Origin of the sequence: Streptomyces sp. NPDC005402 (genome assembly GCF_040606575.1) — a bacterium.
GTDB lineage: Bacteria > Actinomycetota > Actinomycetes > Streptomycetales > Streptomycetaceae > Streptomyces.
The window spans coordinates 209652-222754 of the sequence record NZ_JBEXFB010000011.1 but is presented as its reverse complement, the minus strand read 5'-3'; the positions used below and the strand labels follow the sequence as shown (position 1 = coordinate 222754).

Here is a 13103-nt window from a genome sequence, read left to right as displayed (position 1 = left end):
TGCCGTCGGCTCACTCGCCGCGCCACCAGCGCAGGAGGCGCCAGAACACGCCAGGGCGGCGGGCCGGCTCGGGCGTCTGCGGCGGAGCGACGGACGGAGCGGCGGCCTCCACAGGTGCCGTCTTGGGCTGGGGGGTGCTGACCAGCCAGTTGTTGCTGGAACGCTGGAACGCCAGCGGATGCGCGGGGCGGGCCATGACGTCCTGCTGGGGCTTCGCCTCGAACTTCACCGGCAGTTCCAGCAAGTGGCGGTTCGAGATGGACGCCCACCAGCGCAGCTCGTCCTCCTCACAAGCGAGTTGGACGTCGGGCAGGCGGGTCAGCAGTGCGTCCACGCCGACCTCGGCGATGACACGGCCGATGTCCTGCCCCGGACACTCGTGGGGACCGCCGCCGAAGGCCAGATGGGAGCGGTTGCCCTGCATGTGAACCTTGGTGTCGGGTCGGACCCGTGGGTCGACATTGCCCGGCGCGATGCCGAGGATGAGGGCGTCACCCTTACGAATGCACTGGCCGCCCAGCTCGCTGTCCTGCTTCGCGACGTAGGGAAGCACGGTACTGAACGGCGGCTCGTCCCACAGGGACTGCTCGACCGCTTGGGGCACCGTCATCTGGCCCCCGTTGAGCTGAGCACGGAACCGCGGGTCGGTGAGCACCACCCGCATCACGTTGGCGATCAGGTTGGCAGTGGCCTCGTACGCCGCGACCAAGATGATGCGCAGGTGCTGCGAGACCTCGTCATCGGTGAGCCGCGCCGGATGGTTGATCAGGTGGCTAGTGAAGTCGTCCCTGGGTTCGCCCCGGCGGCGGGCGGTGAGCCGCGTCAAAACGTCCATGAGGTATGCGTTGCTGGCGATGGCGGTCTCGCTGCCCTTGGGCATGTCACGAGCGGCCTGCACGATCTGGTCGTTGTACTCGTCGGGCATGCCGAGGATCTCGCACATCACCATCATCGGCAGGTGTTCGGCGAACTGGGCGACCAGGTCGGCCCTGCCCTCCCGACAGAACTGGTTGACGAGTTGCTGGGCCGCCCGGTTGACATAACGGCGGATGCCCCGGTGATCGATGGTCGACATGGCGCCGGTGACCGCGCCGCGCAACCGCAGATGCTCATCACCCTCGGCGTGGACGCAGATGGGTTGCCAGGCGAAGTGCGGCATGAGCGGGTGATCGGGCTTGACCGACCCGTCCTGCAAGGCGGACCACAACCGGGTGTTACGGCAGAACTGCGAGGGATTGCGCACCAGGTGCAGGTTCTCGGCGTGGCCGAGCACCACCCAGATCGGCACGTCATCGTGGAGCAGCGCGGGGGCCACGGGCCCATGCTCGGCGCGGAGCTCCTCGTACACAGCCTCCAGGTCCTCCGCCCCCGGGCCGTACAGCCGACGCAGTCCGCCGACGCCGATGCCGTGCGCGGGGCAGCCGGGGGGCGGGGCGCCCGCGGGGTCGTACGTACCGGCCGGGGTAAAGGGTTCAGGCGTCACGATAATCGCTCCGGAGCTGAGGTCGATCTGGTCTTGAGGAAGTCATGTGCTGCCCCGGCCCGAGCGGTTCGGGCGAAGCCGGGGCGTGGGAGAGGCCTGCGGCAGTACGGCTCTGCCGGACCTCGGCTCACACGGGAGCCTTCTCCACCGACAGCGAATGAAGGAACTGCAACAACGTCATCAGCACGTCCCGGCTGGACGCCCGCCGCCGCGCGTCGCATTCGACGATGGGGATGTCCGCGCTGAGGTCGAGCGCGGTGCGCAGGTCGTCGACGGGGTGGCGGGGGCCGTCGGGGAAGGTGTTGACGGCGACGACGAACGGCACGCCCCGTTCCTCCAGGCGGTCCATGACGTCGAAGCTGACTTCGAGGCGTCGGGTGTCCACCAGGACCACCGCGCCGAGTGCGCCTTCGAACAGGCCGTTCCACAGGAACCAGAAGCGCTCCTGGCCGGGAGTGCCGAACAGGTAGAGCACCAGTTGCTCGGTGATGCTGATGCGGCCGAAGTCCATGGCCACGGTGGTGGCCGTCTTGGTCTCGGAGCCGTAGTTGTCGTCGACCCCGATGCCGGCCTGGGTCATGGTCTCCTCGGTGGTCAGCGGTTTGATCTCGCTGACCGAGCCGACCATGGTCGTCTTGCCGACGCCGAAGCCGCCCACGATGACGATCTTCACCGCGGCCTCGGCGGTCTGGGGGAGGTGGTCCTCTGTTCGCGGACCGGGGATGGTGTCAGAGCCTTTGAAGTCCATGCATCACCGCTTCGAGGAGGGAACGGTCGGCCAGCGCCTGGCGGATCACAGGGGCGCGCGCCGTCACCAGTTCGGCCGTCAGCAGCTCGGTGAGCAGGACGGTCACCACGCTGAACGGCAGGCTGAGATAGGCGGACAGCTCGGCCACGGACAGGGGGGCCGTGCAGAGCCTGAGCAGCGCCGCCTGCTCGGGCGTGGCGGAGGGCGGTGGGTCGGCGTGCGCCACGATTAAGGTGACCAGGTCGAGTTCCGAGCGCTCGGTGCCGTCGGGGCCCGTGATGACGTACAGCCGCTCGGGGTTCTTCTTCGGTCCCTCGGGTGGGTCCTGGCCCTCCTGCGGAGGTTGGGGAGTCGGTTCCGGACTGGCCTTGGGGAATCGCCGTCGGCGTTGTGGAGGAGTCATACGGTCTGCCCGTTGCGCCGGGGCGGGCTGGTGAGGTGCGCGCCGATGCGGACGACCAGGTCGCTCATGCGGGCGCTCATGTGGCCGGGTTCGGTGATGATGTCCGAGAGCACCGCGAGATAGGCGTTGGGGCCGGCGGCCATGAGGTAGAAGTAGCCGCCGTGGATCTCGATCAGGACCATCTTCATCTTGCCGTCGCTGCCCGGGATCTCCCCGGCGACGGCGCCCGCCAGGCTCTGCAGGCCCGCGCAGGCGGCGGCGACGCGGTCGGCGGTGTCCGGGTCGCCGCCATGCCGGGCGATGCGCAGGCCGTCGGCGGAGAGCACCACGATCATCTGGATGCCCGGTACGCCTTTGGCGAGGTCCTGGAGCATCCAGTCGAAGTTGCCTCGCTGCTGGATCACTTGAGGTTCCCCTCGTCTTCGGCCTCGGTACGGGCCGGTTCGTCGGTCGGCTGGGTGACTGTGGAAGAGGTGGGGCGCTTGAGGCCGTCCATGAACGCCTGGACCCACAGGCCCGGCGGGGTGTCGTCCGGCTTCGGCTCGGGCTCCGGCTCACGCGCGGCCGTCGACCAGATGGTCGGGCGGCCTTCCCGCTCGGCGCGTTCGATCTCGGCCTGCTCGGCGTAGCGCTGGGTGAGCGAGGTTTTGACCCGGCTGCGGCGCTGCGGCAGCCCGTTGGCCGTCCACTCGGTGACCTCGGGGACGTCGTCCTCCATGGACACCGGTGTCGTGAACTTGGGGCTGGTGGGGCGGCGCTTCTTGATCGTGCGCTTGGGTCCGGGCAGCGCGCCGAGTTCGGCCTTGGGCACGGCGGTGGCGCCGATGCCGTGGGCGAGTCCGACGCCGGGCTCGTCGGTGAGCATGTCGCTGGGCACGACGAGGATGGCGCGGACGCCGCCGTACGCGGAGGCACGCAGGGACACCTGCATGTCGTACGCCTGGCAGAGCCGGCCCACGACGGCGAGGCCGAGGCGCGGCGACTCGCCGAGGTCCTGGAGGTCCACGCCGGCCTTGGCGCGCTCCAGCATGCCCTCGGCCCGCAGGCGAGCCTCCTCGCTGAGGCTGACGCCGGCGTCCTCGATCTCGATGCAGACGCCGGTCTGCACCTCGGTGGCGGTGACGTGCACCTTGCTCTGCGGCGGGGAGTAGCGCGTGGCGTTGTCGAGGAGTTCGGCCGCGGCGTGGATGACCGGCTCGACCGCGGTGCCCTTGACGTTGACCTTGGCGATCGAGGAGAGGTCGATGCGCCGATACTCCAGGATCCGGGACATGGCGCCCCGCAGCACGCTGTACAGCGCGACGGGCTCGGGCCACTGCCGGCCGGGGCGGCCGCCGCCGAGGACGGAGATGGAGTCGGCGAGCCGGCCGATCAGCGCGGTGCCGTGGTCGATGCGCAGGAGGTCGTCGAAGACCTCGGGGTTGCGACCGTGGTCCTCCTCCATCTCCCGCAGTTCGTTGGCCTGCTGGTGGACGATGGCCTGCACGCGCCGGGCGATGTTCACGAAGGAGCGTTGCGCGGCGTCACGCATGATCTCCTCGGTGTCGACGATGGTGAGCACCGTCTTGAGGAGCCGGATCTGGGCGTCGGGAAGGTCCGCCCACGCGGGGTCGATGTCGCCGAGTTGGCGAATCACCTCTCCGGGGGAACTTCCGCGGCGCAGCCAGTCCAGCGCGGTGGGCGCGATCTCCTTGGCGAACCGGATCAGATCCTGGTCGTGGTCGGCGATGCGCTGTTTCAGATGAGCCGTCTGACGGATGTGCTCGAGTCGCTGCTCACGCAGTTCACGACCGCGCCGGACGGCTTCGGCCGCCACCGCGATCACCAGCAGCGTGGCGACGGCACCGCACCAGCCGACAGCGGCCCTGGCGGGCTGCTGCACCAGCGCGACGCCGGCCCCGGTCACCGCGGCCATGACTATGGCGGGGAGCAACAGCACGCGCGCATACGGCAGTTCACGGCGTCCTGGGGGGGATTGAACACTCACCATGTGGGCCCTCTGAGACGTATCGACGGGGAGTCGCACATATAGGGAACAAGCGCACGAATACACATCAACTCGGTGCGCTGCGGGCGAGCTTAGTCCGACCGGATCATCGCCGTGTCATATTCAGCAAGGGCCTGAAACGGGCATTGCGACTGGAGTAACCTCGGCCCTATTTACACGCTCCGACATCGCTCGAACACGGCGAGTCATGGTGTACGGGCGTACGAAAATCACTCACCGCGGCGAGTGAAGGTCAGCTTCCGGCGGGGTGCCGGACCTGGATATCGGGGCGCCGGACCTGGATTCCGGCGATGCGCAGGGCCGCGTCCGCGGTGGCCTCCGCGAAGACGGAGACGGGCCGTTCGGGGTCGGAGCGGTGGACCAGGATCACGCCCTCGATCAGGCCGAACAGCAGGTCCGTGCGCAGGTCGAGCTCACTCTTGGCGAGCGCGCCACCCTCGGCCGTCGCGGCCATCAACTGCCGGTAGGCGTCCTTGAGTTCGGCACGCACGGCATGGAAACCGGCGAACTGCTCGGCGCGCACCTCGGGCAGCAGATAGAGCCCACCGAGGTTGTGCGGACCGCCGCACAGCACCTCGACGTCCGCGCGGCACAGTTCCCACAGCCGGCTCTCCGCCGGGACCTTGTCGTCCGCGAGCAGCTCACGGGCGTACGCCAGCGAGGGCGTGACAGTGGACTCCAGGAGCTCGGCGAGGAGCTCCTCCTTGCCGGAGACGTAGTGGTACATGGACGCCTGCCGCATGCCCGCGCGCTCGGCGACGGCCCGGGTACTGGTGGCGGCATAGCCCAGAGAGGTGAACAACTCGGCTGCGGCGACGAGGAGTTCATCGCGCGGCGCCAGCCCGCTGTCCGGCCGCCGATCGGCCCGCGGCCTGCCGACCCGCCGCCCGGACTCCGCCGCCCCACCTGTCGTACCCATGCGTTCGATCCTCGCACACGGGGCCCGTGACGGGCTCGGGTGATCGTCACACCCTGCCGGGTCGCCGGCAGTGCCGCCTTCCGCGCGGGCGCACTTCAGGCCGTGGGCGCCGCGCCGACGACGCTGCACTGCCCGTCCGGGGCGGCGCCTCCCACGCCGGTGCAGTGCCCGCACCGAAGACCCCGACCCCCAACATTGGTGGACTTCCCGCCCGGGATGCCGACCCCACACCGGTGGACCTCACGCCCTGGGAGACCGACCCGCCACCCGCGCACCTCACGGCCTGAGGGACGGCCCCCCACGCCGGTGCACTGCCCGCCCGGAGGCGTCGATCGCCAACACTCGTGGACTTCCGGCTCGGGACACCGCCCCCACACCGGTGCACTGCCCGCTCGGGGGCGCCTGACAGTGGTGCACTTCCCGCCCGTGGTGCCGACCCCACACCAGCACACCTCCCGCCCCGAGAGACCGACCCGCCACCCGCGCACCTCACAGCGTGGGCCACCGCCCCCACGCCACTGCACTGCCCGCCCGGGAGCACCGATCCCCACGCCAGTGCACTCAACGTCCTCGGACACCGACCCCGCGCCCGCGCACCCCCGACACCGCCCCCGCACGCGCGCCCCCGCCCGCCCATGCGCACCCCGAACACCGACCCAACGCCCGCCCACGCACCCCACACCCCGGACACCAACCCAAGCCGCCACACGGCTCCCCCGCGCGGACGCGTCGCGCGCCTCCTCGACCGCCCCGTACCCGACAACGCCCCCGTGAGCGCCCGGTAACCACCCCGCAACACCCGGGCAATCCCCCCGACCAACCCCGCCCCTAATTTCTGTCAAGCGACAGAAACACCCCCGGAGCCGGAGGTCCGCCATGGCCACAGAGACCACATACGGAGCCCGTGACCACGCCCGTGCCCAGGAGGGCACCCGCGCCGAGGCCATGCCCGTCGTCCCGGCCCGCGACTGGCCGGACCCGCCCTCCGCGGCGGGGCCCCTGGTGTGGGCGGAGACCGTCGGGGGCGGCAACTACACCCACCGTGTCCTCGCCCGCGGCACCGAACTCCGCCTCACCGACCTGCACGGCGACGCCTGCGCCCACCTCCTCCTGTACGCGGAGGGCCGCCCCTGGGAGCGGCTGAACGTCGCCGACACGGTCAAGGTCCAGTGGAACGCCTACCTCGGTGAGGGCCAGCTGCTCCTGTCCGACCAGGGCCGCGTCCTCGCGAGCGTCGTCGCCGACACCTCCGGCCGCCACGACGCCCTGTGCGGCACCTCCACGCTGGTCCGCAACACCGAGCGCTACGGCGACGGCACCCCCCAGAGCCCCTCCCCCGCCGGCCGCGAGCTCTTCAAGCTGGCAGCCGCCAAGAACGGCCTCGAACCCCGCGATCTCCCGCCCTCCCTCTCCTTCTTCCAGGGCGTCCGGATCCGCGAGGACGGCACCCTCGACTTCACCGGCTCGGCGGGCCCCGGCGCCGGCGTCACCCTCCGCGCCGAACAGGACGTGACCGTACTGATCGCGAACGTCCCGCACCCCGCCGACCCCCGCCCCGCCTACGTCAGCACCCCACTGGAGGTGCTCGCCTGGCGTGCCGAGCCCACCCGCGCCGGCGACCCCCTGTGGGACGCGACCCCCGAAGGCCGCCGCGCCTTCCTCAACACCGCCGAATTCCTCGCCTCGAAGGGGCGCGCATGAAGACCGTGGTTCCGGCCCGCTCCGCCTGGTCCTCCGTCATCCGCGAGGGCGAGACGCTCACCATCACCGATCTGCACGGCAACCAGGCCGTCGACTTCCTCGTCTACGACGCCCACGACACGTCGGTCCGCTACAGCGCCCCCGACACGATCCAGGCGCAGGGCGGCATCTTCCTCACCACGGGCAGCGTGCTGATGTCCGACGAGCACACCCCGCTGATGACGGTCACGGCGGACGACGTGGGCCGCCACGACACGGTCGGCGGGGCCTGCTCCAAGGAGTCGAACACCCTGCGCTACGGCCACCACACCTGGTCGCAGCACGCCTGCGTGGACAACTTCCTCGCCGAGGGCGCGAAGCGCGGTCTCGGCAAGCGTGACCTCGTCTCCAACATCAACTGGTACATGAACGTGCCGGTCGAGAAGGACGGCACCCTCGGCATCGTCGACGGCATCTCCGCCCCGGGCCTGTCGCTGACCCTGCGCGCCGAGCGCGACGTCCTCGTTCTGGTCTCCAACTGCCCCCAGATCAACAACCCTTGCAACGGCTTCGACCCGACGCCCGTAGCGATGACGATCGGGGCCACGGAGACCACGGCAGGGACCACGGAGACCGCGATCGGGGCCGACGCATGACCTTCGACACCCTCCTCGTCGCCAACCGGGGCGAGATAGCGGTCCGGATCATCCGCACGGCCCGCGAACTGGGCCTGCGCACCGTCGCGGTGTACTCCGACGCCGACCGGGCCGCACCCCACGTCCGGCTCGCCGACCACGCCGTACGCCTCGGCCCGGCGCCCGCGAAGGAGTCGTACCTCGACGCCGACCTGGTGCTGAAGGCGGCGAAGGACTCGGGCGCGGGCGCGATCCACCCCGGCTACGGTTTCCTGTCCGAGGACGCCGCGTTCGCCCGCCGCTGCGAGGACGCGGGGATCGTGTTCGTGGGCCCGACGCCCGAGCAGCTGGAACTGTTCGGCGCGAAGCACACCGCACGGGCCGCGGCGGAGGCGGCGGGCGTGCCGCTGGCGCCGGGGACCGGCCTGCTGGCCTCTCTCGACGAGGCCCTCGAAGCCGCGGAAGCCATCGGCTACCCCGTGATGCTCAAGGCCACCGGCGGTGGCGGCGGCATCGGCATGTCGGCCTGCCGCTCCGCCGACGGACTGACCGACGCCTGGGACCGGGTGCAGCGCGTAGCCGCCGCCTCCTTCGCCTCCGCCGGAGTCTTTTTGGAACGGCTCGTCGAACACGCCCGCCATGTCGAGGTGCAGGTCTTCGGCGACGGCGAGGGCAGGGTCGTCACCTTCGGCGACCGCGACTGTTCCCTGCAGCGCCGCCACCAGAAGGTCCTGGAGGAGGCTCCGGCACCGGGGCTTCCCGCTCCCGTCCGCGCACAACTCACGGACAGCGCACGTGATTTGTGCGCCTCCGTCGGCTACCGATCCGCGGGAACCGTCGAGTTCGTCTACGACGCCGCCCGCGAGGAGGCCTACTTCCTGGAGGTCAACACCCGTCTCCAGGTGGAACATCCGGTCACCGAGGAGATCTACGGCGTCGACCTGGTCGCCTGGATGCTCCGCCTGGCCCGGGGCGAGCGGAACGCCGTACGCGAACCCGGTCCGCCGCGCGGCCACGCCGTCGAGGCCCGCGTCTACGCCGAGGACCCCTCACGCGAACACCGGCCCAGCGCAGGGCTGTTGACACGGGTCGAGTTCCCCACCGGGGTCCGCGTGGACGGCTGGGTGGAGACCGGCACCGAGGTGACGACGTCGTACGACCCGATGCTCGCGAAGATCATCGCGTACGGCCCCGACCGCGCCCACGCGCTCCGGCGGCTGGACGAAGCGCTCCAACGCACCCGCCTCGACGGCATCGAGACCAACCTGGGCCTGGTCCGGGCGGCGCTGGCCGACGCCGACTTCAGGACGGCCGCCCACTCCACGGCGACCCTCGCCACCGTTCAGGACCCCACCCCGCGCATCGAGGTCGTGGCCGCCGGAACCCTCACCACGGTCCAGGACTGGCCGGGCCGCACCGGCTACTGGCAGGTCGGCGTGCCGCCGAGCGGCCCGATGGACGACCGTTCCTTCCGGCTCGGCAACCAGGCGCTGGGCAATCCCGAAGGCGCCCCGGGTCTCGAATGCACCTTGCAGGGTCCGTCGTTGCGGTTCACCCACCCCACCACCGTCTGCGTGACGGGCGCTCCGGCACCGGTCACCGTCGACGGCACACCGGTGGCGCAGTGGGAGCCGGTGACCGTGCCCGCGGGCGGCGTCCTGGAGGTCGGCGCACCCGCCGAACACGGCCTGCGCACCTATGTCCTGTTCGCGGGCGGCCTCGACATCCCGGCCTTCCTCGGCAGCGCGAGCACCTTCACGCTGGGCCGCTTCGGCGGCCACGGCGGACGGGCACTGCGCACGGGCGACGTCCTGCACGGGGGAGGCCGGGCCGACGGCACCCCTGTCGGAAACCGGCCCTCCTACACCTCCACCTGGCACATCGCCGCCGCGGAAGGCCCGCACGCCGCCCCGGAGTTCTTCACCGAGGACGACATCCGCGACTTCTACGCCGCCGACTGGAAGGTCCACTTCAACTCGGCCCGCACCGGAGTCCGCCTGGTCGGCCCCAAGCCTCGCTGGGCCCGCACCGACGGCGGCGAGGCCGGCCTGCACCCGTCCAACATCCACGACACCCCGTACTCGGTCGGCGCGGTCGACTACACGGGCGACATGCCGGTGCTGTTGGGCCCGGACGGGCCCTCCCTCGGCGGGTTCGTGTGCCCGGCGACCGTCATCAGCACCGAGCGCTGGAAACTGGGCCAGCTGCGCCCCGGTGACACGGTCCGCTTCGTCCCGGTGAACACGGACGGCTCGGCGCGGCCGGCGATCGTGGACGGCGGCATCCTCGCCCGCGACGGCGACGTGACGTACCGCCGCAGCGGTGACGACAACCTGCTGGTCGAATTCGGTCCCATGCAGCTGGATTTGGCGCTGCGGATGCGCGTCCACGCCCTCATGGAGGCGGTCGCCGAACAGGGCCCGGACGGCATCACCGACCTCACCCCCGGCATCCGCTCCCTCCAGATCCGGACCGACCCGAACCGGCTGCCCCAGCACGAACTCCTCACCGCCGTACGGGAGATCACCGCGTCCCTTCCCCCGTCCGACCAACTGGTCGTCCCCTCCCGCACCGTCCATCTCCCGCTCTCCTGGGACGACCCGGCGACCCGCGAGGCGATCGCCCGCTACATGGCGGGCGTGCGCGACGACGCGCCCTGGTGCCCGTGGAACATCGAGTTCATCCGCCGCGTCAACGGCCTGACCTCGGTGGACGACGTCTACCGCACGGTCTTCGACGCGGAGTACCTGGTCCTGGGCCTGGGCGACGTCTACCTCGGCGCCCCGGTGGCCACGCCACTGGACCCGCGCCACCGCCTGGTGACCACGAAGTACAACCCGGCGCGCACCTGGACGGCCGAGAACTCCGTCGGCATCGGCGGGGCATACCTGTGCATCTACGGCATGGAGGGCCCTGGCGGCTACCAGTTCGTGGGCCGTACGACCCAGGTGTGGTCGCCCTGGCAGCAGCGCGGCGCGTTCGAGCCGGGCTCGCCCTGGCTGCTGCGCTTCTTCGACCGCATCAAGTGGTATCCGGTGGACGCGGACGAACTCCTGGAGCTACGCGCCGACATCACGTCCGGCTGCTTCGTGCCCCGCATCGAGGAGGGCACCTTCTCGCTCGCCGAGTACCAGGCCTTCCTCGCCGAGCACGCCGAGCCCATAGCGGAGTTCAGGTCGCGCCAGCAGACGGCGTTCGCCGCGGAGCGGGACGCGTGGGAGGCGGCGGGCGAGTTCGCGCGGGCCGAGTCCGTCTCCGCCCCGGCAGCCGACCCAGCCGACATCGCGGTCCCTCCGGGTGGCCGCTTGATCGAGGCCGAATTCGCCGCCTCCGTCTGGCAGTTGAACGTCGAGCCGGGTGACGAGGTGACGGCCGGGCAGCCGCTCCTCGCCCTGGAGGCGATGAAGATGGAGTCCAGGGTGCACGCGCCGACGGCCGGCGTGGTCGCGGAGATCCTGGCCAGGCCGGGCGACCAGGTGGAGGCGGGGACGGCACTGCTCGTCCTTGCGCCGCCCGCACAGTGAAAGAGGAGCGAGCCATGTCCAGCACCGTCACCCGGGTCCGTGCCGCCTACGACCGCGTCGAGGCCGTGGACCGCCCCGAGATCTGGATCGACCTGCGCCCGCGGGAGGAGGTCGAACGGGAGGCCCGGTCGATCGACGAGCGGCTCGCGCGCGGCGAGCGGCTCCCCCTCGCGGGCCGCTTGTTCGCCGCCAAGGGCAACATCGACGTGGCCGGCCTGCCCACCACCGCGGGCTGTCCGTCGTACGCGTACCGTCCCGAGGCCGATGCGCCGGTGGTCGCCCGGCTCCGCGCGTCGGGCGCGATCGTGCTCGGCACCACGAACCTGGACCAGTTCGCGACGGGCCTGGTCGGCACCCGCTCCCCGCACGGCGCGGTCCGCAACGCCTACGACCCGGCGAGGATCAGCGGCGGTTCCAGCTCCGGCTCGGCGGTCGCCGTGGCACTGGGCATCGTCGACTTCGCGCTCGGCACCGACACGGCGGGCTCGGGCCGGGTTCCGGCCGCCTTCAACGGCATCGTCGGCCTCAAGCCCACCCGCGGCCTGGTCCCCACAGCCGGGGTCGTCCCGGCCTGTGCCTCGATCGACTGCGTGACCGTCTTCGCCCGCACCCTCCCGGAGGCCGAACAGGCGCTGTCCCACATGACGACCGGCACCGCCCCGTCCCTGCCCGGACGCCGGCCCGGCCCCTGGCGGATCGCGGTCCCGGCGCGCGAGCAGCTCGGCGAACTGGACGAGGGCTGGGCCGAGGCGTACGAGGAGGCCGTCCAGCAGCTCGTGACGGCGGGCGCGACGCTGTGCGAGCTGGACCTGTCGCCCTTCACCGAGGCGGCGGCGATGCTCTACGAGGGCGCGTTCGTGGCCGAGCGCTACACGGCGGTGGGTGCCTTCATCGACAAGGCGACAGCAGCCAACGACGACTGTCTCGACCCCACGGTCGCCGCGATCATCACCCGGGCCCGCGACCTCCCGGCCCACCAGCTCTACGCCGACCTGGACCACCTGGCCACGCTCCGCACCCGGGCCCTGGCCGAACTGCACGACGCGGACGCCCTTCTGCTGCCCACCACCCCCGGTCACCCCACGCTCGCCGAGGTCGCCGCGGACCCTCTGGGCGCCAACGCCCGCCTGGGCCGTTTCACCAACTCCACGAACCTGTTCGACCTGGCCGCGGCCGCGGTCCCGGCGGGCGAGGTGGGCGGCCTCCCCTTCGGCGTGATGCTGATCGGCCCGGCGCACACTGATGAGCGCTTGGCGAGCATCGCGCGCCTGCTCCAGCCGGAGACCCGCCTCGCGGTGGTCGGCGCCCACCTGACGGGCCAGCCGTTGAACCCACAACTCCTCGCGCTGGGCGCCCGCCTGGACCGTACGACCACCACGGCACCGGTCTACCGCCTGCACGCCCTGCGGACCGACCCGCCGAAGCCGGGCCTGGTCCACGTCGGCGAGGGCGGCACGGAGATCGAGGCGGAGGTGTGGCGCCTGCCGGCGGAGGGCCTGGGCCGCCTCCTGGCAGCCCTGCCCCGCCCCATGGCACTGGGCAGGGTGGAGCTGTCGGACGGAACCCGGATCCCGGGCTTCCTGTGCGAACCCGCCGCCCTCACGGACGCCCAGGACATCACGTCACACGGAGGCTGGCGGTCCTATCTGAACGCCGAGTAGGCCGACCCACCCAGGGGCGCGGGCTCGACCAGCCACCGTCGA

General features: G+C 71.4%; 10 protein-coding genes. 4 read left to right on the top strand and 6 right to left on the bottom strand.

What is annotated here, in order from left to right; genetic code table 11:
• Nucleotides 1–10: 10 nt before the first annotated feature.
• The 6 genes from ABZT02_RS22965 to ABZT02_RS22940 all read right to left on the bottom strand — a co-directional run bounded on the left by ABZT02_RS22965 (nt 11) and on the right by ABZT02_RS22940 (nt 5561).
• A complete protein-coding gene (locus ABZT02_RS22965) occupies nt 11–1483 on the bottom strand; it encodes a cytochrome P450 (protein ID WP_356019951.1) in 1473 nt (490 codons plus the stop codon).
• A gap of 127 nt (nt 1484–1610) precedes the next feature.
• Nucleotides 1611–2231, bottom strand: coding sequence for an ATP/GTP-binding protein (locus ABZT02_RS22960; RefSeq protein ID WP_356019949.1), 621 nt, complete (start codon nt 2229–2231; stop codon nt 1611–1613).
• Nucleotides 2212–2634 carry a DUF742 domain-containing protein gene (locus ABZT02_RS22955; protein ID WP_069761324.1) on the bottom strand — a complete coding sequence of 141 codons (423 nt, stop codon included), beginning with the start codon at nt 2632–2634 and terminating at the stop codon, nt 2212–2214. The genes ABZT02_RS22960 and ABZT02_RS22955 overlap by 20 nt, the downstream gene beginning before the upstream one ends.
• The gene (locus tag ABZT02_RS22950; protein ID WP_007380839.1) at nt 2631–3038 is read right to left on the bottom strand and encodes a roadblock/LC7 domain-containing protein; all 408 of its coding nucleotides are present in this window, start codon (nt 3036–3038) and stop codon (nt 2631–2633) included. Before ABZT02_RS22950 ends, ABZT02_RS22955 begins: the two co-directional genes overlap by 4 nt.
• Nucleotides 3035–4624, bottom strand: coding sequence for an ATP-binding protein (locus ABZT02_RS22945; RefSeq protein WP_356019945.1), 1590 nt, complete (start codon nt 4622–4624; stop codon nt 3035–3037). Before ABZT02_RS22945 ends, ABZT02_RS22950 begins: the two co-directional genes overlap by 4 nt.
• 250 nt (nt 4625–4874) lie before the next feature.
• Nucleotides 4875–5561, bottom strand: coding sequence for a TetR/AcrR family transcriptional regulator (locus ABZT02_RS22940; RefSeq protein ID WP_356019943.1), 687 nt, complete (start codon nt 5559–5561; stop codon nt 4875–4877).
• Between the two features lie 876 nt (nt 5562–6437).
• Between ABZT02_RS22940 and ABZT02_RS22935 the strand changes: the two genes are divergently transcribed.
• From ABZT02_RS22935 to atzF, 4 genes are read left to right on the top strand one after another with little or no spacing between them, the layout of a single operon-like run.
• Nucleotides 6438–7262: an urea amidolyase associated protein UAAP1 gene (locus tag ABZT02_RS22935; protein ID WP_356019941.1), complete on the top strand. Its 825-nt coding sequence runs from the start codon at nt 6438–6440 to the stop codon at nt 7260–7262.
• The gene (locus ABZT02_RS22930) at nt 7259–7897 is read left to right on the top strand and encodes an urea amidolyase associated protein UAAP2 (protein ID WP_356019939.1); all 639 of its coding nucleotides are present in this window, start codon (nt 7259–7261) and stop codon (nt 7895–7897) included. Before ABZT02_RS22935 ends, ABZT02_RS22930 begins: the two co-directional genes overlap by 4 nt.
• Entirely contained in the window at nt 7894–11400 is a 3507-nt protein-coding gene (locus tag ABZT02_RS22925) for a 5-oxoprolinase/urea amidolyase family protein (protein WP_356019936.1), read from the top strand. The genes ABZT02_RS22930 and ABZT02_RS22925 overlap by 4 nt, the downstream gene beginning before the upstream one ends.
• Nucleotides 11401–11414: 14 nt before the next feature.
• Nucleotides 11415–13061 carry an allophanate hydrolase gene (gene atzF / locus ABZT02_RS22920; RefSeq protein WP_356019934.1) on the top strand — a complete coding sequence of 549 codons (1647 nt, stop codon included), beginning with the start codon at nt 11415–11417 and terminating at the stop codon, nt 13059–13061.
• Nucleotides 13062–13103 lie beyond the last annotated feature (42 nt).

Excerpts from the sequence above, each read along its gene's own strand:
- ABZT02_RS22960 (WP_356019949.1), bottom strand. The coding sequence starts at position 2,231 with ATGGACTTCAAAGGCTCTGACACCATCCCCGGTCCGCGAACAGAGGAC.
- ABZT02_RS22955 (WP_069761324.1), bottom strand. The coding sequence starts at position 2,634 with ATGACTCCTCCACAACGCCGACGGCGATTCCCCAAGGCCAGTCCGGAA.
- ABZT02_RS22945 (WP_356019945.1), bottom strand. The coding sequence starts at position 4,624 with ATGGTGAGTGTTCAATCCCCCCCAGGACGCCGTGAACTGCCGTATGCG.
- ABZT02_RS22940 (WP_356019943.1), bottom strand. The coding sequence starts at position 5,561 with ATGGGTACGACAGGTGGGGCGGCGGAGTCCGGGCGGCGGGTCGGCAGG.
- ABZT02_RS22935 (WP_356019941.1), top strand. The coding sequence starts at position 6,438 with ATGGCCACAGAGACCACATACGGAGCCCGTGACCACGCCCGTGCCCAG.
- ABZT02_RS22930 (WP_356019939.1), top strand. The coding sequence starts at position 7,259 with ATGAAGACCGTGGTTCCGGCCCGCTCCGCCTGGTCCTCCGTCATCCGC.
- ABZT02_RS22925 (WP_356019936.1), top strand. The coding sequence starts at position 7,894 with ATGACCTTCGACACCCTCCTCGTCGCCAACCGGGGCGAGATAGCGGTC.
- atzF (WP_356019934.1), top strand. The coding sequence starts at position 11,415 with ATGTCCAGCACCGTCACCCGGGTCCGTGCCGCCTACGACCGCGTCGAG.